This is a genomic window from Methylophaga sp. UBA3192, from assembly GCA_002363955.1.
Classification (GTDB): domain Bacteria; phylum Pseudomonadota; class Gammaproteobacteria; order Nitrosococcales; family Methylophagaceae; genus Methylophaga.
The window spans coordinates 591,557-616,486 of record DEXE01000003.1; the positions used below are offsets into that span (position 1 = coordinate 591,557).

The 24,930-nt window shown below is 44.8% G+C and carries 31 protein-coding genes; 20 read left to right on the forward strand and 11 right to left on the reverse strand.

Annotated elements, in window-relative coordinates:
• Positions 1-67 precede the first annotated feature (67 nt).
• The 4 genes from B2337_RS04495 to B2337_RS04510 all read right to left on the reverse strand — a co-directional run bounded on the left by B2337_RS04495 (position 68) and on the right by B2337_RS04510 (position 4,248).
• Positions 68-1,045, reverse strand: coding sequence for a helix-turn-helix domain-containing protein (locus tag B2337_RS04495; RefSeq protein ID WP_292414100.1), 978 nt, complete (start codon positions 1,043-1,045; stop codon positions 68-70).
• Between the two features lie 187 nt (positions 1,046-1,232).
• Complete coding sequence (locus B2337_RS04500) at positions 1,233-1,958, reverse strand: copper resistance protein B (protein WP_292414102.1); 726 nt, start codon at positions 1,956-1,958, stop codon at positions 1,233-1,235.
• Positions 1,945-3,645: a copper resistance system multicopper oxidase gene (locus tag B2337_RS04505; RefSeq protein ID WP_292414103.1), complete on the reverse strand. Its 1,701-nt coding sequence runs from the start codon at positions 3,643-3,645 to the stop codon at positions 1,945-1,947. Before B2337_RS04505 ends, B2337_RS04500 begins: the two co-directional genes overlap by 14 nt.
• A gap of 57 nt (positions 3,646-3,702) precedes the next feature.
• Entirely contained in the window at positions 3,703-4,248 is a 546-nt protein-coding gene (locus B2337_RS04510) for a hypothetical protein (RefSeq protein ID WP_292414126.1), read from the reverse strand.
• Here B2337_RS04510 and B2337_RS04515 point away from each other — a divergent pair.
• The 12 genes from B2337_RS04515 (at position 4,189) to B2337_RS04570 (ending at position 10,703) form a co-directional block, all read left to right on the forward strand.
• Positions 4,189-4,482, forward strand: a complete 294-nt coding sequence (locus tag B2337_RS04515; RefSeq protein ID WP_292414104.1) for a BrnT family toxin — start codon at positions 4,189-4,191, stop codon at positions 4,480-4,482. The two genes, B2337_RS04510 and B2337_RS04515, sit on opposite strands and share 60 nt — an antisense overlap.
• Positions 4,475-4,684 (forward strand): BrnA antitoxin family protein, encoded by a 210-nt coding sequence (locus B2337_RS04520; protein WP_292414105.1) that lies wholly within the window; start codon positions 4,475-4,477, stop codon positions 4,682-4,684. The genes B2337_RS04515 and B2337_RS04520 overlap by 8 nt, the downstream gene beginning before the upstream one ends.
• Positions 4,685-4,702: 18 nt before the next feature.
• Positions 4,703-5,017, forward strand: coding sequence for a HigA family addiction module antitoxin (locus B2337_RS04525; RefSeq protein ID WP_292414106.1), 315 nt, complete (start codon positions 4,703-4,705; stop codon positions 5,015-5,017).
• 60 nt (positions 5,018-5,077) lie between these two features.
• Complete coding sequence (locus B2337_RS04530; RefSeq protein WP_292414125.1) at positions 5,078-5,383, forward strand: helix-turn-helix domain-containing protein; 306 nt, start codon at positions 5,078-5,080, stop codon at positions 5,381-5,383.
• 65 nt (positions 5,384-5,448) lie between these two features.
• The gene (locus tag B2337_RS04535; protein WP_292414107.1) at positions 5,449-5,943 is read left to right on the forward strand and encodes an AAA family ATPase; all 495 of its coding nucleotides are present in this window, start codon (positions 5,449-5,451) and stop codon (positions 5,941-5,943) included.
• A gap of 100 nt (positions 5,944-6,043) precedes the next feature.
• Entirely contained in the window at positions 6,044-6,304 is a 261-nt protein-coding gene (locus B2337_RS04540) for a hypothetical protein (protein WP_292414108.1), read from the forward strand.
• Positions 6,288-6,626, forward strand: a complete 339-nt coding sequence (locus tag B2337_RS04545) for a type II toxin-antitoxin system HicB family antitoxin (protein ID WP_292414109.1) — start codon at positions 6,288-6,290, stop codon at positions 6,624-6,626. Before B2337_RS04540 ends, B2337_RS04545 begins: the two co-directional genes overlap by 17 nt.
• A 132-nt stretch (positions 6,627-6,758) precedes the next feature.
• Positions 6,759-7,235, forward strand: a complete 477-nt coding sequence (locus B2337_RS04550; RefSeq protein WP_292414110.1) for a hypothetical protein — start codon at positions 6,759-6,761, stop codon at positions 7,233-7,235.
• Between the two features lie 152 nt (positions 7,236-7,387).
• The gene (locus tag B2337_RS04555) at positions 7,388-8,476 is read left to right on the forward strand and encodes a peptidoglycan DD-metalloendopeptidase family protein (RefSeq protein WP_292414111.1); all 1,089 of its coding nucleotides are present in this window, start codon (positions 7,388-7,390) and stop codon (positions 8,474-8,476) included.
• Positions 8,477-8,491: 15 nt separating this feature from the next.
• On the forward strand, positions 8,492-9,331 hold the full coding sequence (locus B2337_RS04560) for an alpha/beta hydrolase (protein WP_292414112.1): 840 nt from the start codon (positions 8,492-8,494) through the stop codon (positions 9,329-9,331).
• Positions 9,332-9,543: 212 nt separating this feature from the next.
• Positions 9,544-9,795, forward strand: coding sequence for a hypothetical protein (locus B2337_RS04565; protein ID WP_292414113.1), 252 nt, complete (start codon positions 9,544-9,546; stop codon positions 9,793-9,795).
• 242 nt (positions 9,796-10,037) lie between these two features.
• Positions 10,038-10,703 (forward strand): DNA-methyltransferase, encoded by a 666-nt coding sequence (locus B2337_RS04570; RefSeq protein ID WP_292414114.1) that lies wholly within the window; start codon positions 10,038-10,040, stop codon positions 10,701-10,703.
• Here B2337_RS04570 and B2337_RS04575 read toward each other — a convergent pair.
• Positions 10,698-11,948 (reverse strand): DUF6575 domain-containing protein, encoded by a 1,251-nt coding sequence (locus B2337_RS04575; protein ID WP_292414115.1) that lies wholly within the window; start codon positions 11,946-11,948, stop codon positions 10,698-10,700. The two genes, B2337_RS04570 and B2337_RS04575, sit on opposite strands and share 6 nt — an antisense overlap.
• Positions 11,949-11,950: 2 nt before the next feature.
• Complete coding sequence (locus tag B2337_RS04580; RefSeq protein WP_292414116.1) at positions 11,951-12,334, reverse strand: hypothetical protein; 384 nt, start codon at positions 12,332-12,334, stop codon at positions 11,951-11,953.
• A 301-nt stretch (positions 12,335-12,635) separates the two neighbouring features.
• On the opposite strand from B2337_RS04580, the gene B2337_RS04585 reads away from it, so the two are divergent.
• The 3 genes from B2337_RS04585 (at position 12,636) to B2337_RS04595 (ending at position 15,730) form a co-directional block, all read left to right on the forward strand.
• Positions 12,636-13,340: an NYN domain-containing protein gene (locus tag B2337_RS04585; RefSeq protein ID WP_292414117.1), complete on the forward strand. Its 705-nt coding sequence runs from the start codon at positions 12,636-12,638 to the stop codon at positions 13,338-13,340.
• 143 nt (positions 13,341-13,483) lie between these two features.
• The gene (locus tag B2337_RS04590; protein WP_292414118.1) at positions 13,484-14,938 is read left to right on the forward strand and encodes a hypothetical protein; all 1,455 of its coding nucleotides are present in this window, start codon (positions 13,484-13,486) and stop codon (positions 14,936-14,938) included.
• A 216-nt stretch (positions 14,939-15,154) separates the two neighbouring features.
• A complete protein-coding gene (locus B2337_RS04595; protein WP_292362498.1) occupies positions 15,155-15,730 on the forward strand; it encodes an antibiotic biosynthesis monooxygenase in 576 nt (191 codons plus the stop codon).
• 103 nt (positions 15,731-15,833) lie between these two features.
• Here the strand turns inward: B2337_RS04595 and B2337_RS04600 are convergent, their stop codons facing one another.
• Entirely contained in the window at positions 15,834-17,453 is a 1,620-nt protein-coding gene (locus B2337_RS04600) for a methyl-accepting chemotaxis protein (RefSeq protein ID WP_292414119.1), read from the reverse strand.
• A 199-nt stretch (positions 17,454-17,652) separates the two neighbouring features.
• Here B2337_RS04600 and B2337_RS14430 point away from each other — a divergent pair, with 199 nt between their 5' ends.
• The 3 genes from B2337_RS14430 (at position 17,653) to B2337_RS04610 (ending at position 19,840) form a co-directional block, all read left to right on the forward strand.
• Positions 17,653-17,844 (forward strand): DUF6653 family protein, encoded by a 192-nt coding sequence (locus B2337_RS14430; protein WP_363105316.1) that lies wholly within the window; start codon positions 17,653-17,655, stop codon positions 17,842-17,844.
• A gap of 251 nt (positions 17,845-18,095) precedes the next feature.
• Entirely contained in the window at positions 18,096-18,479 is a 384-nt protein-coding gene (locus B2337_RS04605) for a DUF6653 family protein (RefSeq protein WP_292742490.1), read from the forward strand.
• Between the two features lie 491 nt (positions 18,480-18,970).
• A complete protein-coding gene (locus B2337_RS04610) occupies positions 18,971-19,840 on the forward strand; it encodes a phosphoribulokinase (protein WP_292414334.1) in 870 nt (289 codons plus the stop codon).
• Positions 19,841-19,925: 85 nt separating this feature from the next.
• Here the strand turns inward: B2337_RS04610 and B2337_RS04615 are convergent, their stop codons facing one another.
• From B2337_RS04615 to B2337_RS04625, 3 genes are read right to left on the reverse strand one after another with little or no spacing between them, the layout of a single operon-like run.
• Positions 19,926-20,855, reverse strand: coding sequence for a biotin-dependent carboxyltransferase family protein (locus B2337_RS04615; RefSeq protein ID WP_292414332.1), 930 nt, complete (start codon positions 20,853-20,855; stop codon positions 19,926-19,928).
• On the reverse strand, positions 20,852-21,535 hold the full coding sequence (gene pxpB, locus B2337_RS04620) for a 5-oxoprolinase subunit PxpB (protein ID WP_292362502.1): 684 nt from the start codon (positions 21,533-21,535) through the stop codon (positions 20,852-20,854). Before pxpB ends, B2337_RS04615 begins: the two co-directional genes overlap by 4 nt.
• A 2-nt stretch (positions 21,536-21,537) precedes the next feature.
• Positions 21,538-22,311, reverse strand: coding sequence for a 5-oxoprolinase subunit PxpA (locus B2337_RS04625; RefSeq protein ID WP_292414330.1), 774 nt, complete (start codon positions 22,309-22,311; stop codon positions 21,538-21,540).
• A gap of 313 nt (positions 22,312-22,624) precedes the next feature.
• On the opposite strand from B2337_RS04625, the gene B2337_RS04630 reads away from it, so the two are divergent.
• Positions 22,625-23,197, forward strand: a complete 573-nt coding sequence (locus tag B2337_RS04630) for a hypothetical protein (RefSeq protein WP_292362503.1) — start codon at positions 22,625-22,627, stop codon at positions 23,195-23,197.
• Positions 23,198-23,227: 30 nt separating this feature from the next.
• The gene (locus B2337_RS04635) at positions 23,228-23,770 is read left to right on the forward strand and encodes a cytochrome b (RefSeq protein WP_136552849.1); all 543 of its coding nucleotides are present in this window, start codon (positions 23,228-23,230) and stop codon (positions 23,768-23,770) included.
• Between the two features lie 72 nt (positions 23,771-23,842).
• On the opposite strand, the gene B2337_RS04640 is transcribed toward B2337_RS04635, so the two are convergent.
• Complete coding sequence (locus tag B2337_RS04640) at positions 23,843-24,835, reverse strand: alpha/beta fold hydrolase (RefSeq protein ID WP_292414329.1); 993 nt, start codon at positions 24,833-24,835, stop codon at positions 23,843-23,845.
• Positions 24,836-24,930: the final 95 nt, after the last annotated feature.

Here is a 24,930-nt window from a genome sequence, read left to right on the forward strand (position 1 = left end):
CCAGTAACTTACGCAGTTGAATGCATTGCGGCTATCCGATTTTCGCAAACCGAAAATTTCACAGAAATTAACTTAATGCACGACGCAGGGTCGCCGAGGGGAGCTCACCAAAAAGCTGAACATAATCACTGGAAAAACGTCCCAGATGCCAGAAATGCCAGTGAAAAGCGACTTCGGTGACCGTCACATCACTGTCTTTGGGTCTAAGTAGTTGGGCACGTACCCGATTGAGTCTCAGCCGATAAAGGTAGGCATTAGGACTAATATCCAATACCTTTTTAAAGCAGTACTGCAAATTACGTTGACTGATTTTCAAGTCGGTACAGATATCAACGATACTTGGACAAATGTGACTCTCAAGACCTGAATTGACATAGTCTATAGCCTGATTCACCAACTCACAGGCTCGCCGCCGGGCAATCACATCTGGTGATGCCGCTTCGTGTATCTCGGACGAATCAATGGTTAACAACACCTTTTCCAAAATTAACGAAGTGATGTTTTTTCCGTCCAAGAGCACATTATCAGTCAGATTAACTGCGGGATTGGCAAAAAGGTAATCGGTAAAATCCTCTAATGGCTTACGGTCGATTGCATCTAAAAGCAGCAGGCTAGCCGGTGCATTTTCCCAGCGTTGGGGGTTAATGATTCTGGCCGATTCCAGCAGGACTGATTCTTCAAACCGAAAATAGAGGGTTTCCACATCGGCGCCGACCAGAATATCTAATTCGGCCTGACTAGGCAGGAAAAACAAGGCATTTTTAAACGCGTTGTATTCAGAAAAACGCAAAGACTCGTTGGAAGATCGAACATAAGAAATAGTGCAGTGTTTTGCATTCATAGTGCCGCGTTTATGAACAGTGCAATTTTGCTGCTCAGCAACGACACTCACTCCTTGATTGCCCAGTTCCTGATATCGTCCCTGATAATCACCAGAAGAAATCTGAGCCATCTCAAAAGAGGGTAACCAGTCCTGTGCTGCCAGCTGTTCTGAGACATCGCCTAGGGGCATATCCCGATAGAAAGCATGTTGTTTTGACAGCATTATTTTTGGTTTCTCAAGGTGATGCCTCGACTTGCAGAACAGAATTCGTTTAACGATTTTTAAATGAATATACCGTACTTTTATCAAGTTTATGAATATTGGAACTGTTTTTTAGGTGAAAAGCTGCGTTCCCACGCGGAGCATGGGAACGAGTTTTGGATTAAAGCGAGCTTTGATTATGAGCGTTTTAGAAAAGCAGTTTGATGCCGACTGAAGCAATCCAGTCTTCTTCGCTTTCATGGGCATTTCTGGCGATGGAGGCGGTACGACCAAATTTACGTTCGTATTTCAGATCCAGATAAGGCACAACTTTACGGGTGATTTCATAAAACAGTTTGATGCCCAATTCCCCTTGGCTTAAGCCTCTGCCTAAATCCTGCCGTTCAACGTTCTGAGCAGTGAAGTCCAGTTGATAGTAGGGTTCAAAGCCAAAACGCTGGGTGAACAGCAGATGGTTCTTTTGTTTTAGCCGGGCAGTGACATCACCATAATCGCTGATAAACAGATGCGCCTGAGTTTCAAACAGATAGGGCGCCAGCCCATTAAAACCCAGCGTTAAATAACGGGTGGATTCAGGTTGAGTATCAACACGCAGACCCAGTTGAGCATCCCAGAAATCGTGCACATTCCGGCTATATAACGCCCAGACTTCACTCCCTTCCAGCTTGCCTTTGTGGCCTTCCCGTTCACCTTTCAGCCAGAGTTTGTGGGTATCACCACCGATCCAGCCATCCCATTCAATATGGGTTTTATCACCTTTACTGCCACCGCCATGTTGGGCTTCAAACCATAAGGCATGGAATAACTGAGATTCATGGCCGTGATCGCCATGCTGATGTTCTTCGGCATGGCTGGTAGAGATAAGCAGACTTAATACTAGCGTGAAAACCAGTTTGGATTTAGTGATGATCATGATGACCTCCCATGTCGTGATGTGCTGGTTGAGAGGCGGGCAAATCGTCATCATCAAATTCGGCGACGACCACCGTAGACATCATGCCGGCAGACATGTGATAAAGAAGATGACAATGAAACGCCCATTCGCCCGGTTCATCAGCCGTCAGTAGCACGGAATATTCGGTGCCTGGTGTCACATTTACGGTGTGTTTGTTGGGTAACTTTTCACCCGGTTGACCATTTTCCAGCTGCACAAACATGCCATGCAGATGCATCGGATGCGCCATCATGGTTTCATTTTTAAAAATCAGCCTGACCCGTTCTCCATAATTGAGTTTAATCGGCTCAAAGCCCGGATCACCGAATTTATGGCCATTTAAAGTCCAGATAAATCGTTCCATAGTGCCACCCAGTGTCACCACAATTTCCCGTTCGGCAGGACGCAGATCGGTTTGTGTGCCAAGCGCTCTTAAATCACTGTATTGCAGTGCTTTATGACCTTCAGGTGTGCTGGCGTCGGCCCAGCCACTTTGTATTTCGGCTGGTTCATCGTGCTGCATCGCATGATGATCATGTCCATGCATATCGTTCCCGCTATGATCTATTGAATCTGTAGATTGACTCATCTGATGATCGCCGTGATCCATATCATGTCCCATATCGGCCATGGTTAATAAGGAACGTGGTCGATGTGCAGGAATCAGTCCTTTCATGCCTTCTCGAGGAGCCAGAGTGCCCAAAGCGAAACCAGTTCGATCAATTGATTCAGCAGCGATGGTATGGGCCTGATCCGCCTGCGGCGTGACAATCACATCGTAGGTTTCAGCAACGGCAAAACGAAATTCATCAACCGTAACCGGCTCGATATATTGCCCATCAGCCTGAATAACGGTCATTTGCAGACCGGGTATCCGCACGTCATACATCGACATGGCCGAGGCGTTGATAAAGCGTAATCGCACGCGTTCCCCCGGCTTAAAGATTCCGGTCCAGTTTTGATCATTGGTTTGACCATTCACCAGAAACGCATCGTACCGAACATCAGCCAGATCGGTTGGTGACATTCGCATCTGTCCCCAGGCGCTTGCATCTTGCCAGGCGGAAGCTAAGCCGTGCTCGCGTACTTCACTGAAAAAATCCCCAACAGTACGTTGTGAATAATTGTAAAAATGCGGGCTTTTTTTCAGATTGCCGAGAATTTGCTGGCCGGTTTCATTACTGAAATCAGAAAGCAGCACCACATAATCCCGATCAGCTTGAACCACCGGTTCATCTTTGGGGTGAATAATCAGTGCGCCGTAATGACCATCCTGTTCCTGTAACGCACTATGCGCGTGATACCAATAGGTGCCATTTTGACGAAGCTTAAAACGATAAGTAAACGTTTCACCGGCTTTGATGGCTTCATAACCACCCAGACCTGGGACACCGTCCATTTCAGGCGGCAGCAGTAATCCGTGCCAATGCACAGATGTCGGCTCATCCAGTTTGTTCACCACATGGATAACCGCTTCATCACCTTCGGTAAACTCCATAATCGGGCCGGGAATGCCACCATTCACGGTGATGCGTTCTACTGTTTTGCCAGTGATATTGACCAGTTCACGGTCTATGACCAGTGTGTATTCCGTCACGCCAGCAATGGCTGCGGTATGGAATATTGCAGCTGATAACAGCATCAGCCAGCGACTAACTTGTTTCATGAGATCTATCCTCAGTTAATTCGGGTAGGTATCAGAGATACCGAACAGAAAAGAGGATTAGCTGCGGGGAGGGCGTTCTAGTTTGGTGGGAGATTGGCTAACAAGCTGCTCAGCAGTAATTGCCAAACGGCTTTGCGAATAAAGGGAGGCCATAAAAATCGGTTGAAAACCTAACACACCAGAAGCATGGCAGTTCGCTGCAGCACACTGACAATTGTCACTGGCGCAATGTGAATTGGTAGTGTGCTTTGGTTGAGGTTCAGCATCGGAATGACAATCATGCTGTTGCTCGCTCATTTCATGGTGCACAGCCATATCATTATCTTCTGCATGCGCAGCAGGCAGCAGCATCGACAGCATAAACAAGCCGATAAGCAAATAATGAAAAAGAGACTGTGGTTTTGTCATTAAACAATTACCAATAAATAACGTTTGGTTAGACACAGAATAAGCCAAAAGTTTTTTTGATGCCAAAATTCTTCGAGAAAAGTAGAGGCTAAAATGTACCTTGACAGTAATTGCAACGTAACTACAATGTAATTTATGAAACACCTTATCTTTGAGTGGGATCCAAGTAAGGATGCCGCCAACCAAAAAAAACATAACGTCACATTTCAAGAGGCAAAAACAGCCTTTACAGACGAGTTCGGTCGGCTTATAGCTGATCCAGATCATTCAGACGAAGAGGATCGTTTCATACTTTTAGGAACAAGCATTCATTCGCGTTTGTTAGTGGTGTGTCATTGCGTCAGAGAAGCTGACACCATTCGAATCATCTCTGCTCGTAAAGCAAATAGGCGAGAACGAAAAATTTATGAAGGATATAGACATGCGTGATCATTACGATTTTTCCGATTCAGTTAAGAATCCATACGCCAAGAAACTCAAAAAGCAGGTTACGATTCGGCTTGATGAGGATACCGTGGAGTATTTCAAGAATCTCGCTGAAGAGAAGAACCTCCCTTATCAGAGCCTTATTAATCTCTATCTGCGTGACTGTGCTCAATCGCATAAAGAGTTAAAGATTGAGTGGCAATAATCATTATGAGGCCAACTCATGCGAAACATTGAAGCTGTAACGCCAGGCGAATTATTGAAAGAAGAATTTCTTGATCCAATGGGGATCTCTCAATATCGTTTGGCTAAAGAAATTGGGGTGCCTGCTCAGAGAATCGGCCAGATTATTGCTGGAAACCGTTCTATAACTGCAGACACAGACCTGCGACTTTGTCGCTTTTTTGGTTTATCTAATGGCTACTGGTTGCGAGCTCAGGCTGCCTACGATACTGAGATTGCGGCAGATGCCCTTGAAGATAAGTTGAAGAATATTCGCCCTTGGAATGCTGTATCACAAACCGGGCATGGGGCATAAGCAACGGCTTAACAATGACTCTATACTCGAGTTTTTAAACAGATCTTAAATTTATTGAAAATGAGTAACGAAACCTTGAGCGCGGAAGAGCTTGGTAACAAGCTACTTCAATCAGTAAAAGAAATGAAAGCGGGCAAAGCCGCGCGGGTCAGTCGTGTTGAGCCCAATGAAGTGGCAGAGGCGCGTAGTAAAACGGGCCTGACACAATTAGAGTTTGCGGAGGTCCTTCATATCTCCCCAAGGACCTTGCAGGAATGGGAGCAGGGGCGTCGTAAACCTTCGGGACCAGCAAAGGCGTTAATTGATATTGCATTTCGTCATCCGGAAGTGATTTGGGGAGACCTCGAAATAAGAGTTAAAGATTGAGTGGTAATAATTATTATGAGGCCAAGGACCTCATTAACATGCTGATATGCAATAAGAGGTAAAAAATGAACAAAGGAGTATTGACGTTTTTTTGCGGAAAAATGGGAGCAGGGAAATCGACAAAATCGCTCGAAATCTCTCAGAAACGAAACGCCATACTGCTTTCAGAAGACGAATGGCTTGAATCAATGTTTCCGAATAGTATTGAGACCTTGGAAGATTACATTAAATATTCTGGTCGGCTTAAGCCCCAAATGAAGAAACTGGTTCAATCGATCCTGACAACAGGAACTGATGTGGTAATGGACTTTCCAGCAAATACGATTCCACAACGAGAGTGGTTTAGAAGCATTTTTTCAGAGATCCAGGCTCCTCATGAGCTAATCTACATTGACCAGCCAAATGAGATTTGCCTAGAGCAGATTGCAAAAAGACGCAAGGAACAACCACAGAGGGCGGCAACTGATACTGAACAGATGTTCGAGCTGGTTAAAAAGTACTTTGTTGAGCCCACCACAGATGAAGGGTTCAACCTAACTGTAATAGCAGAAAATGCATAACAATTTTTTGAAAACTGATGAGCTCACTAACATACTTAATCTTGCGGTAAAGCTCTAAAAAACCAATTGACATTAGTATCAATATTGGTATCATTTTCCCATGGCAAAAGTTCAAGATATTCTCAACCAGATGAGAGAAAATCCTAAAAGCATCAAATTCAATGACCTATGTAAGGTTTGTGATGCCTATTTCGGAGAGCCAAGACAATCTGGTTCGAGCCACAGAGTTTATCGGACCCCATGGAAAGGAGATCCCAGGGTAAATATTCAGAATACCAAAGGGATGTCTAAAGCCTATCAAGTGAAGCAGGTGCTTCAGGCTGTTGAACGGATGGAGGTGCAAAGTGGCAAAAAATATTGATCGTTATACGTACAGAGTGACATGGTCTGAAGAAGACCAGGAGCATGTAGGGCTGTGTGTTGAATTCCCAAGCCTTAGTTGGTTGGCTGAAGATCCTGAACATGCCTTGAAAGGTATTCGTCAATTGGTTCATGACTGCGTTGAAGATATGCGTAAAAATAACGAGCCAGTTCCCGAACCACTGTCGTCAAAACAATATAGCGGTAAATTCATGGTGCGCGTGCCACCAGAAACACATCGAATGCTAACGATTGAGGCAGCAGAGTCAGGAGTAAGTTTGAATCGGCTAATTTCCAGCAAGCTTCATCAACCTGGTATGTAACAATTTCAGGTAAATGAACACCGGGTTTGTTGATGCCGAGGTCGGTGGGTAGAGTCTTATTAATCTATATCTGCTTGACTTTGCTTAATCACATACAGATTTATCGGCAATAATTTTTCTGGATTTAAGAGAATGCAATTAATCTATGCATTAATAATTTTATTATTACCATTGCATTCTGCTTTCGCAGAAAAGTGTGCAAGTGATGAGCTGTTTACAGCTAAATATATGATATTAAATGGCGATGAAGAAGCTCAGCATATTGCTTTTAACTCACTTCATAAATCCAAAGACAGCATTAATACTGGCGAGGCAGAATTCTATTTATCTGTCATAAAATACAGACAGAACCAATCATCAGATGCTCTAGCTTTTATGCAACAGTCACATGAAAAACTTTTCTTTTTATCTAATGCCTTTTATGCCACGGCCTACTCACTAGGCTTATTTGGTTTTGATAAAAATGAAAATGAAGCTAATAAATATTTTGAACAGTATCTGGAGCTTGGTAAAAACTGCGAATCAATGACGAAAGAAATGCAACAACCTGAGCAAATTTTTACTTTGATTCTCAAAATATTTGGTGTTCCCACCCAAGAACGTCAATGAAATTTCTAATCGGACGAATCTATCTGTTGATTAGTGCATTTTGTATAACAAGCTAAATCATTAGCTACGATTTAACCTCAATCATATCGCCTACGACCATTCTTCCTTAGAGTCTGTCATATCAATAATCTATTAAAGAGATAAATGTTGGTATGAGTGACGACCCATCCAAAACAACTGATAGCGAGCAAACACCTGAGCCTGAAAATATTCAGACAGAACATGAGAGCGCTGATCAGTCTCTAATAAATCCAAAGAAACGAAGCATACGAGCCTGGTTACTTTTTGGTCTGTTAGCTTTATTAGTCGTTCTACTGACTGTGCGTGATGACTTAAGACAAAACGCAGCTGAAAGCAGCGAGAATGCAGTCCGATACGTTGCTTTTGATATTCTGGGATGGTCACCAAGAGATATCTTTGTCTGGCGTTTGCGATTGGCAGGATTGTTGGATAGTCCATTGGGGCAGCGCTGGGCAGAAGCTGTCGATCGAGCAGCTGAACAGCCTGTTCAAGCTGTGGGTCAGTACCGCACAACTGAATCCTTTGCGAGCGATGAAATTGAGGCACATGTTTATCAGGTGGCGCTTGAGCGAGGCGAAAAGCTGATATGGCAATTCTCACGAATGGATTCGTCTGAAAGTCGGCTTTACGCCAGCCTGGAACGGCGCGAAAAAAACGATCAAGAATGGTCAACCGTCACGGATTTGGACTCAGATGACTTAACCAATAGTCAGGTTGTGTCCAAAGCGGGTGACTACCGCATCGTTCTCCAACCAGAGTTATTTGCCAGTGCAGAATATTTATTGGCGATGGCTAATGGCGGTTCATTACCGTTCCCCGTAGAAGGGGCAGGGCAACGGGATATCGGCAGCGCCTTCGGTGTTGCTCGTGATGGCGGCGCCCGAAAGCATCACGGTGTGGATATATTTGCAGAGAGAGGAACACCCGTCACAGCGTTGATTGATGGCTATGTCCGAACCGGAACAGGTGCCAGAGGAGGCGAACATGTTTGGTTATCGGGCAGCATGATTGGATTCGGCATCGCCCGGTATTATTACGCCCATCTGGATTCATTCGCGGTTGAATCCGGCGATAAGGTTAAAAAAGGGGACATACTCGGATATGTCGGCAACACTGGCAACGCTATCACCACCCCACCGCATCTTCACTTTGGCATTTACTCAGGCGGGCCGGTTGATCCAGCACCGTTTCTGAAACCAGAGCCAGAGTTGCCAGACTAACGGAGGATGAATCATATGGTTAACCTAAAAAAGTATTTATCTGTTTTATTGCTTGTCCTGCCAAATTTCGCATTTTCAGCCGATCGTGAAGCGACCGTATGTGGATGGTTTAAAGAGCGATTGGTTTTTACCATGTGGAGTTCGATGGCCCCGACTCCAGATGCATCCAGGGTTGCCGGAAACGACCTTATACAGAGAACAGAATTTACCACCGCGGATAACAAAATTCTGAAAGGTTACAAATATCAGGCACAAGATGAAAACGGCTTAGCAACAGAACCTGAAGGCTACATTCTGGTGGCGATGGGTAACGCCATGATAGCCGACCTGATGATTACTACTTTAGAGCGCTTTTCTCAACGAGGTTACGATATCTATATTTATGATTATCGCGGCTACGGCGAGTCACAAGGCAAACGCAGAATTAACGCCATCATCGAAGATTACAAAGAATTAGTGGCTCATCTGAACACACAGTATGAGAAACAACTGCTTTATGGGATTTCGCTTGGTGGCGCTGTAATGGCAAACGTAATCGGAAGTGGAGCCCAGTTCGATCGCGCAGTGATTGACTCCAGCCCAAGCAGATTGTCCCCTCACGGCTGTCCAGAGCGTATTGATCCTGTAGCAAATATTCCAGATGATGCGATAAATATGCTGCTCATAATGGGCGAAAAGGATTCTGTTCTTGGCCCCGAAATGACCTCTGAGTTTAGAGAACGAGCTGAACAAAAAGGAGCGAGTGTTTATATCGGCTCGAATTATGCCCATCCTTTTATGGATAGCAGCCATGAGATACATAATGAACGGTTAAATCGGGTGATTATTTTTCTAGATGGCAGTGAAAGCAATTGATTGTTGTTTTTTTCCTTTTATTGAAATCCAGAGCTGGTGTTGCCTAATCGTTGAGCCTCTTAATGGACACCTTAAACCTGATTGCTCAACTACTTATCACTACTTAATTTGCTAGTAATTCAAATCTATGAAATATTCAGGCCATTACAATCAATGGATTGGATAAATGAATACCAGTTGGCTGACACGTGAAACACTAAAAGGAAATCTCTATGGCTTTGTATTTTGTAACCTACGATTTGAGAAATTCGAGGCGCTATCAGCCACTATATGATGAACTCGAAAATCTCAGTGCTGTACGAATTCTTGAATCTACTTGGTGCTTCAAGCAGATGAATACAACTGCCAAGGACTTGAGGGAACACTTTGCTCAATTCCTCGACAGCGATGATGGATTTGTTGTTTCCGAAGTTACAGGTTGGGCATCTCGAAAAACAGATGGAACTCCAAATGATCTCAAATAGCGCTGTTTAAGGATAATCAAAAAGGGGGGGCAGGCACATTCGAGTTACTTAGTGTTCTGGATCCGAAATGGATATTCCTCCCAAACAGAAATATCAATCGAGTCTGCTCCCTTGGTCCCACGCAGACGCTACTAGATGAATAAATTCAAAACTCTCTGCTCTAATTTAATCAAAAAATCATTTAAAGAAGCATGATAAAGAAAACTGTGAGAAGATCTTTCCTCTCTAGGATGGAGCATCAAATGAATTTTCGATTATCGCAATATGATGCGATTTCTTGGTTAAAATCAATAGAGTCAGAATCTGTTGACTTGGTAGTTACCGACCCCCCGTACGAATCTCTTGAAAAACATCGTAAAATTGGCACGACCACTCGACTAAAACAAAGTAAATCCTCATCAAACGTATGGTTTGAAATTTTGCCAAATGAAAGATTAGAAGCTTTAATGAGCGAGCTATATCGAGTATTAAAAAAAAATACACATTGCTACATTTTCTGTGATCAAGAAACTATGTTTTATTTAAAGCCTATTGGTGAAAAGGTGGGGTTTAAATTTTGGAAACCGATCGTTTGGGATAAACAAAGAATAGGAATGGGATATCATTACAGAGCACGTTATGAATTCATCTTATTTTTTGAAAAAGGTAAAAGAAAGCTAAACAATTTGGGGATTCCTGATGTACTTGGTTATCCAAGAGTACATAGAGGATACCCTACAGAGAAACCGGTAGATCTGGCAAAGGTGCTCATTGAACAAAGCACATCAGAGGGGGAATTAGTAATAGACCCTTTTTGTGGATCCGGAGCATTTGGTGTCGCGGCATTAGAATTGGATCGTGACTATTGGGGTAACGACACTAATGCAGAAGCAATAAAGCTTACGTCCACAAGACTAAATCAATTATAGACCTTTGAATTCTTCAATCCAGCGTTTGAGTGTTGCCCCTCTCCTTTGAGCTGTATTTTTACTCAGACCTCTACAGTGCTCAATCAAAAAATCTCCAGCTGCATTCTCATTTAAACTGGTAGCTGACGTTACGCCAGAGACATTCATCCAAATGTAGCCACACTCAGTTTCTTCAAATTGATTTTTTAATAAACCAACAAAATCATTACGTCCCAACTCAAGAGCCCTCAAACCGATTGGTGTTAATTTACCATAATCATGCAGTAATCCTAATAGGATTACTGCATCACGGTAATAGCTCACTTGACGGGGTGTTTTATCAAAAGTGTCAGCTGTCACATAACCATGTTGATTAATTAATTCAATATAACGCTTGATAGAATCTAAATGGTCCGCTTGAGGTACCATCGTGCTATCAAGATATATTGTCAGCTTTTCATCAAGCTCTGGTAAAAGATTTTGAACATCCTCGGCTCTTAACTTTAAAATAACCTCTGTGCTACTTTCTTCAATTAACTCAATATCAGTATCATTATCTTTAAGTAAACCGAATAACTTTCTCATACTCACTAAATCAATTTGTGCAGTCGCTATAATTTCTTGCAAACCTTCAAATGACGAAGCATTCCTGAATGTCGGGTAAACCTTCTCTTGCAAGTCAGAAATATTCGAAGCCTTGACCCTGAAATTAAATGAGCCTGAGGTTGCATCGATGGTTGCAAGACTTGAAGATACATTTTGAGACTTTCGTAGCGCGTTGTAATAATTAGAGAAAGCTTGAAAAAGTGCAGCCAATTTATCAGGCAAAAACTCATGTGAATTTTCTTTGCTTAGTCTCACACGATGAGTATGTTTACGCGAGCCATCGACATTGATATTGTCAACTATGTATACAGAGCTTTCAGGCAAAGTGAAGGGCAATTTTTTGCGAGTGGGTACATCAATTCTCTCAAGCTCACCTTTGTCATCAAATGGAAATCGGAACATAAATATATATTCATATCCAGAAGGTTTTATAAGCTTTGAAATAGGGAATTTTTTTTGTTCTAGTTTATTAATTAACTCTCCCGATACTGGGTTAATAATCCAATATTCAGCCTCTTGATCCTCCTTAATCCAATAGCAAAAGTACAGCTGACCAAATTCATTTTTTGCACTAAATATAGTTGGCTCGTCATAATAGGCATAAACATTATTAATTTTTAGACTGCCAAAAGGTGTAGTTGCAAATTCAATATCAAACATCGTTACACCTTAAACCCAGTAGGGAAACAGCCTTCATAAAACCAAAGACAGACATGCTTAGTTTCCTTCAAACTGAGCCCTAGCTCTTGGGAGACTGCCCCGTTAGTAATTAATTTTGTGGCAAAGCCATCGGGGTGCATTTCTTGTAATTTATCTAATTTGCGTTTACAGGTAAAAAATGACGTACCATAAAACCTTGGGTTATTTTGATGTTTTTTTCGATACCGGTCTGTGCATGGCTCATTACATCTTGCTCTGAAATCACTGGAAGTGGCTGGGCTAGCATCCGCAAATCTATACAGACATTCAAATGATTTTTCTGTTGCATCTTGATGTGGAACAGTTATGTGGGTTGGATAAAAACTCGGGAATTTTTTTGTACTCATATGGCACTTCCATGTCTGCATCTTTATAAGTGATAGTGGTACCGCTGTGTGAGTATATTAGCACTAGCAATATGTTGAGTGCACATATATGGCTAAATAAAGAGGAATGGACATAATCAGGTTCAGGGAAAAACTCAAAATTTGTTAGTTTTTTAGTTCATCCTGGACCAAAAGGGTCAGGGACCAAAAGGGTCAGAGTCAATTGAAATCCATCCGGCTATCAGTGATAAAGTCGTAATAAAAAACCAGTATCAGTTGATAGCCAACCGTCTACAAATCTATATTCGCTTGAGGTGCAAACATGGATGAATTAAAACAGAAAATAGCATTATTTATTGATGCGGATAATGCGCCCGCGAGTAAGTTTGAAGATGTTCTGAGCGAGGTCGCGAACTATGGTGTGGTCACTATCCGTAAAGCCTATGGCAATTGGAAGTCGCCGACGCTAAAGGCCTGGGAAGATCTGTTGCATGAATATGCGATTCAGCCCATCCAACAATATGATTTAACCAAAGGGAAAAATGCGTCGGATATTGCATTGGTTATTGATGCGATGGATGTGATGTATACCAAGCAGATTGACGTGATGTGTTTTGTGTCATCGGATTGTGATTTTACGCCGATGGTGACCAGAGCCTTAGCTGAAGGCAAGGTGGTATTGGGGTTTGGCGAGCGGAAGACACCATCGGCATTTGTGAACGCATGTTCTAAGTTTCTTTTTTTGGATCAAGAAAAAGAAGTCACCAAAACAGCGGTTAAACCCAAGAACATCAAATCCGATACCAAATTGATACATTTGCTGCGGCAGGCCATTGAGGCAACCGAAGATGAAGATGGCTGGGCGGCGCTTGGACCTGTTGGAGCAAACATCTCTAATAAAACCTCGTTTGATACCCGAAACTATGGCTTCAAAAATCTCAGTGGCCTGTTTAAAGCCATTGATTTATTTGAATTAAAACGTGGCCCCGGAAATTCGTTTTTAGTACGCAATGTACGGAATAAGTAAGACGGATTAAATCAACGCAGAGGGTTACCACTTTTCCAGATTTTTTGGTGAGCCTTAGTTCACATTAATTTCAAAATTAATAGAGTTGTCATAAAAACCCACTACCTTCATTTCTGATATCAATGTTCAGACTTGGAGGTAACGTGAGACATACACACAAATTAATTTTCGCTTCAGCACTGGCTTTGGTCAACGTGCCCGTTATGGCAGCAACCTGTATTCCGGGCGGCACTGCTGATTCACCGACGCTGCTCTGTACTGCGACAGACAGTGGCAATATCAATGACAACCGAAACAATTTGTCCGTAACCATCGAGAGTGATGCAGAGATTATCCGTGCCAGTGGGCGTCCGGTTCAATTGGAGGGCTCGAATCAATCGGTCAATAATCAGGGGCTGATTGAAAGCGGTAACGATGACGCGATTCGGGGCAAGGGCGCGAATCTGACAATTGACAATTCCGGCACCATTCGTGGCGGTGACCGCGGTATTCGCCTTCAGGATGATGCGGATAATTTCACATTGATAAACCGGGAAAGCGGGAAAATCTTTGCAGAAAATCAGGCTGTCAGGTTGGACAATGACGCTGAACTGGAAAATGCTCATATCACCAACTACGGCCTGATCCAAAGTACTGATGGGCGCGCCATCCAGAGTCGTGGACCGGGTGGTACCGTGATTAACCACGGTACGCTTCGTGGTGGTGAGGAAGTGATTGAAGCACGTGAGGATTTCACGCTTGAAAATCGCGGCACTGTCGCCCTGAACGGGTTGTCTTGGGATGCGGACACAAAGACCTGGACCAATACCGGTGCCACTGACGATGAAGACGGCGTACAATTCGCCAGCGGAACGGCAGATAACTATGGTGTGATTCTGGGTACCGATGACGGGATCGACATTGATGAGGGCAGAGTGCATAACCATGCCACTGGTGTGATTGTCTCTACTGGGTCTGCAAGTGATCCATTGAATGGCGGTAGCGGCATTGATGTTGACGCACTGTTCGAGCCTACACAGGGTGAGGTTCGCGATGCTGGTCCTCTGACCATTATCAACGAAGGTTATATCGAAGGTGTCCGGGCCATTGGTGCAGATGAAGCCAGCACTTCTGAGATCACCATTGAGAACAGCGGCACTTTAGTGGGCCGGGGAGGGAATGCCATCGAGTTTGCACCTAATCAGGGTAACAGCAGCCTGTTACTGACAGGCAACAGCGAGATTATTGGTAATGTTATTTTTGGCAGTGGCGATGACTCGCTTATCGTAGATGGGCTGACCTCGGGCATGCTCAGCACCGGCTTCTTTGATGGGGGGCTGGGTAATAACAGCGTTTTCTTTAACGACTTTTCACTATCCAATATTTTGTCATTTGATATGACTGACGCGCTGATATATATGTCCTTTGGCGTTTCGGGTGATGAACTGTTCTCAGGAAAATTCATCAACTTCTCTTCCTGGACGTTTGGTAATGATGGCACTTTCACCACCGCGGAACTCGCAAGTCAGTTGAATCCGGTGCCATTACCAGCGGCATTGCCGCTTTTCGCTTTCGGTCTTTTTGGACTGTGGGCTGGTCGGGCACGCCTGTTGGGGTAACAATCGACGAAGGACCGAACTAACAGCAGGTCGATTATGACTTAGGGTTTGGTTCCGGCATCAGCTTAATATTTAGGGTCAGTTTAAACACTCAATATGTTTGCACTGGCCCTAAATCATTTTGATATCTACGATAGAATTTTATAAAAAACGCAGGCCTTGATATTTTATGGCTAAAGCGTTTGTCCAGTTTTTTTAATTTTTAGGAAGTGAGTTATGCAACAAAAGCGTGTGGATCCGATAACCGAGGGCGCGACGGCGGTGATTACCCATCAGGTTGATAAGGACAAACACGCCGAGTATGAAGCCTGGCTAAATGAAATCGCCCCGCAATCTAAAAGTGCCCCGGGGCATCTGGATTTGAACGTTATCCGTCCCATTGCGGGGTTGACCGAAACCTACACGATCATTATCCGCTTTGATACGCAGTCACATTTGCGTGGCTGGATGGAGTCGGCCAAACGCAGTGAGTTGATAGCGAAAGTGTCACCATTGCTGGTCAAAGGCGATGATTTTTATATCAATAGCGGGCTGGATTTCTGGTTTACCCCGGAGCAAGCGAATACCAAAGTGCCCATTCGCTGGAAACAGGCATTGGTCACCTGGTCGGCTATCTATCCGCTGGTATTGATATTGCCGTTTCTGCTACTGCCACTTCACCAGCTGGGGCTGCCTGACAACCATTATCTGGATACCCTGATCATCACCGGCATTGCCGTATTGCTGATGGTCTATGTGGTGATGCCACGCTATACCAAGCTCATTCATGCCTGGCTGTTCCGTGGTTGTTAAATAAGAATTGCGCCACAGGTAAATTTGAGGCCGTGTAAGAATCGAAACGTGTTAGATTTTTACACCGCCTCCCAATAATTAATCTCGTTGCCCGGCCCGTTTTTTAACTATCAAAAGAAGTCCGAAAGCGTGCGGTGAGGTTGTTCATCGAATTCGCTTCGGTTTTCAATGCGATACTGATGGCTCTGCTGCCAGCGATGGTTTCACTGACGGTTGATGCATGATTATCAAGTGTTGCGAATCGCAAACCGACCCGGTCAATCTCTTCTCGTTGCATTGAAAGGGCTTGGTTAATGGTTGTTGTCCGTTGCTCTAAATCGGCAAACCAGTGATTCATGGTGGCAAGCTGTTCTTTAAGTTCGTTTAAAGTGTGGCGATTGCCATCCCCGGCATGTTTCATTTCTGTGATTTGGTCATCAACGGCTTCCACAACCTGAATCAGATCATGTACCCATTGCCGAATTTGTCCCGTAGAGTCGGTGGTGCGCTGCGAAAGAGTTCGCACTTCGTCGGCAACAACGGCAAATCCTCGACCATGTTCGCCAGCTCTGGCGGCTTCAATGGCTGCATTAAGCGCCAGCAGATTGGTTTGTTCAGCTATTTCGGCGATGACGCTAATGACTTTTTCAATTTTTGAGGTTGATTCTGTTAGTTCTTGTATTGAGCTCGTCACTCTTGCAATCACTTCAACGGTATTATCTGCCGCCATTTCGCTTTTTTTGAGGCCTGATTGAATAACAGCATTCGCTGTTACGGCAGATCGAAGGGTCTCAGTTGAGTCTTGCGTTGATGTTTCAATTGTAGAAGCCTGTTCGGCCATTGCCTGCATCGACAGGGTGACTTCCTGAATATGATCATGTGTCGTTCGGGATGCGGACTCCAGTTCTCTTGCCTGGCTATCAAGGTGATCGGAACGCTCATTCACGATTTTCGAGGCATTTCTGATATCGCCAATAAATCCCTCAAATCGGCCTACCAGTCGAATCAAAGCGGTCGCCACACCAGCTACTTCGTCGGAACCAGCCAGAGTCGGTGGGGTGGCCAGATCCGAATTTTTATCCATTGCCTGAATATCCTGCTCGATCCGTTGCAGCCGGAAAATAACGGTTTTTCTTAACCAGAAGGTCATCAACACAATTACGGTCAGAAAAAATATGAAGCCGCTGATCAATGAAACCTGTTGCCGGCCAAGATAATTTAGCAGTTCATCTGAGTCCTGGGAGATATGGTTGCGACTGGTTTCCTTGCGGATATTTATTTTTTCCAGCAGGGGGGACAGCACCGGAAAGAGGGAGAAATCCACGGTTTTCCCCGCCTGATAATAGCTCTGCTCGGCGATTCCTGCGCCCAGTTCGTCAAGATAAGCCGCCAGCGGTTCGCGAAGATCGGTGCTTTCGTTGTACCAGTTACGTAGTTGTGGATTTTGCTCAATCGCATGCAATTTGGCAGGAATTGATTGTGAAAGCACTTCAAATTGCTGGTTAATTTCACTCCATAGCAGTAACTGAGCCTTGGTTTTAAATGAGAGATCTTGCAAGTGACGGAGATCCTGTTCCAAATCAGTCAATAACCAGGATTCAGTCAGGCTGTTTTGGATAAGTTGTTCAGCGGAATTTTGCGCCTTTCCAATGATTGACCAGGACAAAAATGCCAGCGCTGAGAGCGCAAAGACAGAGAAAGAAGAAAAGAACAGAATCCTGCTACGAACCGTTTTAAGCATCATACCACCACATACAAATGGGAAATCATGATGCAGATTTGTTATGACATTACGATGACGGCTACCATTAAATTGCTTGTGGTTTACCTGTTTGATTTTTCAAACCGAACATCATACTTCGCACTCTCAAGCGGACGTTTATTCATCTTTCAAGGCAAAGCTAAATCTTAAAAAACTTTTACTTACCCAGAGGTAATACGACATGACATTGGAACGGAAAATTGCCGGGATTTTTAAGCTTGATGATGAAAACTGGATGCGACACGCCAATCCCGTGAGTGTCTGGACAAGATATTCTGTGCTTCCTTTTATCGTCATTGCGTTCTGGAGCAGGGAGTGGATTGGCTGGTGGTGTCTAGGGCTTGTTGATCTTTCAGAGCCGCCTCTGTTGTGACTGAAAATGCACCAATCAAGGCGCGAGGAGTGTGATTTAGTCGTTCTAAATAAACGACAAGCAACACAGGCCGGCGCGCGCCTCCCTGGCGCGCCGGCATACAGTCCATCCGTGGACATAAGTGGTGCATTTTCAGCCACAACCCGCAGGGCTGGGACTATTTTTCCGCCCCTCGGCGTTGGAAATGACTTATGTTGAACAACTACATCGCATCATTTCCGCCTTGTTGGACGAAAAAATAGCCTCCAGCAGTGGTGGCTCTGAAAGATAAACAAGCCCTAGTGCCAGGTCTGGCATCTTTGTTGTGGTTATTTTTCAATCCTATCTTGTTCAAAAAACCGAAATCTACCAAAAACTGGGCATCAAAAGCCGTTCTGGGCGAGCGCGTTTATTTAAACCGGGATATGGTTCCAATACCGGATCGGCATACCATTCCATTACATGGTTTTCTTAATGGTATTTCCTTCACAGGCTTGCTGTTAGCGGTCTGGGCTACTGTCTATTTTTCTGTCTGGGGCGCGATTCTGGGTGTGTCTTTGGCCTATCTTGGTAAAAGCTGGTTCCTGGATCGAATGGTCTGGCTTTACGAGGATATGAAGGAAGCGAACGAACTTTATCGCAGCTGGGAGTATTAGCAGAGCCAATAAAAGGTATCCAGCACAAACAAGGTGCCGAGTTTAGGGGAGCCGATCACGCTATCCTGTGTTGCCATGAAAAAGTCGTTACGACTTGAACCATAAAATTTGTTTATGCCGTCCATAAATATTTATGTCTTTTATTTATTGCGTTGCTGGTCTAGATTAAAAAACCATAAATAACGGGTCATCAGTGACACGCTTTTCCGCCTATGGAATTGCAAATCGAAAGGATGAATATTTTGGCATTACTAGATCTGGCAACAGCATGTAAAAACATTTCTTTTACGGTTGATCGAGGCGCCATTACTGGCATGTTGGGCGCTTCGAACTCAACCAATGTAAAGGGTAAACCCCAACTTCAGCGCGATATCATTACTAATGACATCCTGGTCGATTCCTTCTCGTGGACTGGCTACCTAGCCCGGAAATTGTACTCGTAACAAAGTCAAATCCGCCTCCCAATGTTCACCATCAAGGAGAAGGCTTAAATGTCTATTTCCCACCCGATTATTGCCGTTACCGGCTCTTCAGGAGCCGGTACTTCAACCGTAAAACATGCTTTTGAAGATATTTTTCGCCGGGCAAATATCAAACCCGTCGTTATTGAGGGCGATAGCTTTCACAAATACACCCGTGAAGAAATGCGCGCTGAAGTCATCAATGCTGAAGCAGAAGGTCGCTCGCTGACCCACTTTGGGCCGGAGGCAAACTGCCTGGATAGATTGGAAAAACTGTTCCAAACTTACTCTGAAACGGGGCGTGGCGAAAAGCGTCACTACATTCATGATCAGTGTGAAGCCACCAGATATAACCAACCACCAGGCACATTTACCAGGTGGCAAGAAATCGATAATGACAGCGATTTACTGTTTTATGAGGGGTTGCATGGTGGTGTTGTCACCGATGAGGTCAATATTGCCCAGTACACCGATCTGTTGATTGGTGTGGTCCCGGTTATCAATATCGAATGGATTCAGAAAATCAAGCGTGACTGCGCCAACCGTGGCTATTCGCAGGATGCCGTGGTAGACGTCATCCTCAAACGGATGCCGGATTATATTCATCATATTACGCCACAATTTTCGCGTACCCATATCAACTTCCAGCGGGTGCCGCTAATCGATACTTCCAACCCGTTTGTAATGCGCGAAATCCCGTCGGCTGATGAAAGCCTCTGTGTCATCCGTTTCAAAAACCCAGAAGTAGCGGATTTTCCTTATTACCTGTCAATGTTGAAAGACTCATTCATGTCGCGTCCCAACAATATTGTGGTGCCAGGCGTCAAGATGGGCCTGGCGATGGAAATCATTCTGACACCGTTCGTCGATAGGATAATGGAGAAACGCAAGCGTGGTTAAAGTCCTTGTAAAGGTCGATCAAGAGAGCGTTTCAGTCAGGAAGATTTGGATTAAGAAACGTTATGAATTTTTATCGACTTAAAATTTACACACCAAAAAAACGATAGAAATAACGTAGTTTTTCCTGAGCTTCTTCCAGCGAAATCTGTGTAAATCTCACTTCGGTATTGGCTTGCTGTTGCGCCAGTAAAAAAGCATCGAGCACAAACAGCGTGCCTAGTTTTGGGTAGCCGCCCATGGTCTGGCGATCTTTGAGCAGGATAATTGGCTGACCATCCGGGGGAAGTTGGATAGTGCCATAGGCAATGCCTTCGGAAATAATGCCTTGTACATTGGGAATAATCGGTTCGCCTTCAAGCCGGATCCCCATGTTATTACTGTGCATCGAAATGCGATAGGTCCAGTGATAGAGCTTTTCCTGTTCTGCTATATCAAAGTGATCGGTTTGGTCGGTGGGAATCACACTGAGAATTAAAGGTTGTTGATAATCCGGGATAAATAACGGCGGAACATGGGTTTTTAATCTGGGTCGGTTTTGACTGCACGGTAAAAAGTCATCTGCTTTTAAGGGATTACCATCGCCATCAATGCCACCCATTTTTTCGCGCATCACCGTGGCAACAGACCCGAAGCATGGCTCAAACTGAAAACCATCCTGTATCGCCAGATAGCTGCGGATACCTGATTTGGCATGAGCAAAGCTGAGTATATCGCCGGTGCTTATTGGGTGTGTTTGCCAGTTTTCCAAAGGCTCGCCATTAATGCTGGCCTGCATATCAGCGCCGGTGATGGCGATATTGGTATTGGTTAATGCTTCAAGTTGCAAGCCACCAAAGCAAATTTCCAGCGCTGGGTGATTGGGCCGGTTATCCAATAAGCGATTGGCCCATAAAAACGCATGTTCATCAGCTGCACCGCCGGGGGAGAGGCCAATATGTTGATAGGCAAAGCGGCCCAAGTCCTGCACCAGCGTCAGGATGCCGGGTTTGAGGACTTTTAAACCCGGCTGCTTCATTCCAGCTGACCGCCTGCCAGCAGAAATTCAGCCTTACTGACCGGGATAAATTGCACTCGATCACCTGGTAACACAGGGCATAATTTTGGACTTTGCCGATCAAACATTTTCATGGTGGTACGCCCCAGAATGTTCCAACCGCCGGGTGTGTTAATGGGGTATACCGCTGTTTGTTGATCGGCAATCGCTACCGAACCAGCAACGACATTGGGGCGGGGCGTTTTCAGTCTTGGTGTAGCGAGTTGATTGGAGACATTGCCCATATAAGCAAATCCCGGTGCAAAACCGATGGCAAAAATTTGATAGATGGTGTCACTATGGCGTTGAATGACTTCATCAATGCTGATCTGATGAAAGTCGGCCACATGGTGCAAATCAGGTCCGACATCAGGGTGATACCAAACCGGAATTTCAATCAATTTGCCCATTTCAGCATGGTTGGTATTCAAGTTTGAAAGGTGTTGCTGAATTTTATCCTGGATGCCTGGAAAGTCATTTTTCCGTGGGTCGTAACAGAGCATTAACGTAGTATAGCTCGGTACAAGGCCCCGAATTTCTTCCTGTAATTCTTTATGCAGCCGTTTGGTCGCGGCGCGAATCACGGGCACCAGATCGGTGTTTATCTGTTCACCAAAGCGAATCAATACTGCGTCAGGGCCTGCCTGTTCAATCTGAAACATGATCAGCAGCGGTATAGTTTGTTGAACGTATTACGGATATGTCGAACGGCCTTAACGGATTCGGCATTATCGCCATGGACGCATAGCGTATCGGCATCGAGCTTCAATCGCTGACCATTGCGGCTGATGACGCTGCCTTCGGTGGCCAGTAATAACGCCTGTTCAAGGATTTGCTGCTCCGAACGAAACACAGCGCCTTCCTGATTTCGCGGACGTAACAGACCGTTATTTTCATAAGCCCGATCAGCAAAGGCTTCGAATAGTAATTTGATACCAAACTCGGCCGCAATGGATTCGGTTTTGCGATTATCAGTTGATGCCAGAACCATTAAGGGCAGATTGCTATCGTAGGACGCTATCGCCTCCAATATTGCTCGCAGAATATCGGCATCACGCATCATATCGTTGTAGAGCGCACCATGCGGTTTGACGTAACTTACATGGCTGTCATGTGCCCTGCAAATTCCATCCAGTGCACCAATCTGATATTGCACCATCGAGATAATTTCCAGAGGTGTGCATTGCATACTGCGACGGCCAAAACCAATCAGATCCGGATAACTTGGATGGGCGCCAATCTGAGTTTGGGATTGTTTTGCTAAAAGCACCGTCCGCGTCATGGTGAGCGGATCGGAAGCATGAAAACCACAGGCGATATTGGCCATGTCCACCAAGGGCATCACCTGCTCATCCATCCCCATTGACCACGGTCCAAGACTTTCGCCCATATCACAATTAAGCAGCAGTTTTTTGATTGGGGGCTGGCGTTGGTTCATGGCTTGGCATGTTCAGCAAATTAAACGGTAGGTAAAGGATACACGCTTATTTTAGTGACAGAAATTAAGTCTTGGTTAGAAATAACATTTAATAGGTGGTTTGCTTATTTAGCGAGGTAATTCTTGCGGCATGAACTTATAAAAAAACCGATTTGTCACAGGTTTATTCGCTTGGCGTCAGCATCATAAAAAACTGAACGAGTGTGATTAATATCAAGCCAAGCGTTTGCCAGGAGAGAGTAGCTAACGTCAAAACGATGGGCTGTTTTCTGTTCGAAAATAATTAATTGATAACAATCAAGGGCAGGTGCTTATGGTATCCAACGATCTAAATAATAGTTCGACGCCTAACTGGGCCAGTATTCTTGGCGTAGTGGCGATCATGCTAGGCGTCTTTCTGACGGCGATGCATGGTACAGAGTTAATGAAACAATCTGTTATGACCTCAAATATGCCGGTTTCGGGGGTAATGCCTGAAGCCGATTGTCCTTTAGGTGAGCTTGATGAAGAAGGTATCACGCTGGAGCAGTGTGAATTTCTTGTTGATTATGTGCAAGGTATTGCACAGTCTACCCCCGACTGGTTTCCCGACACGATGATGAAACTGGCTTTAGTCGGTACATTACTTGCGTTTGCCTCAGTCATCATTGGTGGGGCATTAGTGAATTACACCCCGTGGTCTACGACGGCCGCCATCGCAGTGTTTATCGGACTGGCGGCAGTTGATTTGCTGCAGTTTGCTGCTGTGGTGATGACAGGGCCTTTATTGCGGGATATGTACCTGTGGAGCATCCTGCTGTGGTTCCTTCTGCACTTGATGTTACTGGTCGGCGCTATTGCAGGTCGGCATACCGAAGCGGCACGCATCCAACGCGACGTTGCCTGATTCTCACAAATAATTAATTGGAAGATAATTATGCAAAGACAAGGTTTTAACAGAGCGGTCGTTGTCCTTCACTGGTTGCTGGCCGTTTCAATATTTTTTCTCTTTATTTCCAGCTGGTGGATGATGGGCCTGCCATTACCCTCTGAAGAGCTGCAGTTCCGGGCATTCCCGTTCCAATTGCACAAGAACATCGGCTTGACGCTGGTAGTACTGTTGATCGTAATGCTTTACATGCGATTTAAATATCCACCTGCACCACCGTCGGCACAGGATATGACACCGTGGATGCATAAGTCAGCGATACTGGCGCACATTGCCATTTACGGGCTTATCTTTTTTGTCTGTATCAGTGGTTATCTCTCTTCGGCACATACCAAGTGGGATACAACTGTTTGGTGGTTATTTACGCTGCCACGCATTGCTGAAGCCAACGAAGATATGAATGAGTTCTGGGGTGAATTACATACCTATTCAGCATGGATTCTGCTGGCATTGATTGCGGTGCATGTCAGCGGGGCGATTTACCATTCCTACCGGAATGACGGCATTATCAGACGCATGATGCGGTGGTAATAAGCACGACTCGTGAAACAGAAAGGGCCGCTTAGCGGCCCTTTTTTTATCGGACAAGCTCAATCGAAATTTTCAAGGTTGTTGCAAATGTTCAATCAACGCCTGATGAAATCGATCCGGATCCTGGATTTGGGGTGAATGGCCTAAATCCTCAAACGTGACTAAAGTGGCATCCGGAATTCTGTCTGCAACTTCCCGGCTGATTTTAGAATAGTTACCAAGTGCAGATCGCTTATCCTCCGGGGCCAGGTTTTTACCGACCGCCGTATTATCTTTTTCGCCAATCAGCAGCAGAGTGGGCACTGGCAGATTCCCGAATTCATAAAATACCGGCTGAGTCAGTACCATGTCGTAGGTCAGCGCTGAATTCCAGGCGACACTTTCCTGCCCCGGGCCTTGAAATAGTCCGGCCTGCATATTAACCCAGCGATCATATCCCGGTTCCCAGGTTCCGGCGTAATAAGTACTTTTCTGGTATTGGCGAATGCCGTCGGCATTGGTTGTTAATTCACCTTGATACCAGTCATTAATTTCACGGTAGGGCACACCTTTGGCCAGCCAGTCTTCCAGACCGATAGGATTGACCATAACCAATTGTTCAACCTTTTCAGGATTAAGTAATGCATGACGGGTTGCCAGCATGCCACCCATCGAATGGCCCATGATGATGTAGTTGTCAATATCCAGTTGAGCAAGTAAGGCGCTGGTATTGGCAGAGAGTTGATGAAAACTGAACTGATAATGTTCGGGCTTGCTGGATTTACAAAAACCGATCTGATCCGGTGCGATAACACGGTAGCCATTGTCTGTCAGAAAGTGAATAGTCCCTTCCCAGGTGGCGGCGCAGAAGTTTTTACCATGCAGTAACACGACGGTACTTCCACTAGGTTTTTCAGGTTGAATATCCATGTAAGCCATTTCATGTTGCTGGCCCTGAGAGGCCAGTCGAAATATTTTTACCGGAAAAGGATAGTTAAACCCCTCCAGCTGCGGACCGTAGGTTTTCTGTTCAGCCAGAACAGGAAAGGCAACCACGAAAAACACTATGTAAATAAAACGGGACATTGCTGTTTTCTCCCAAAAATTCAATAGACCCTTGTGAGCCCGAGAGTTCGATGCAAATAGCAAAATGCCCGCGAGGCGGGCATTTTAAATGGAAG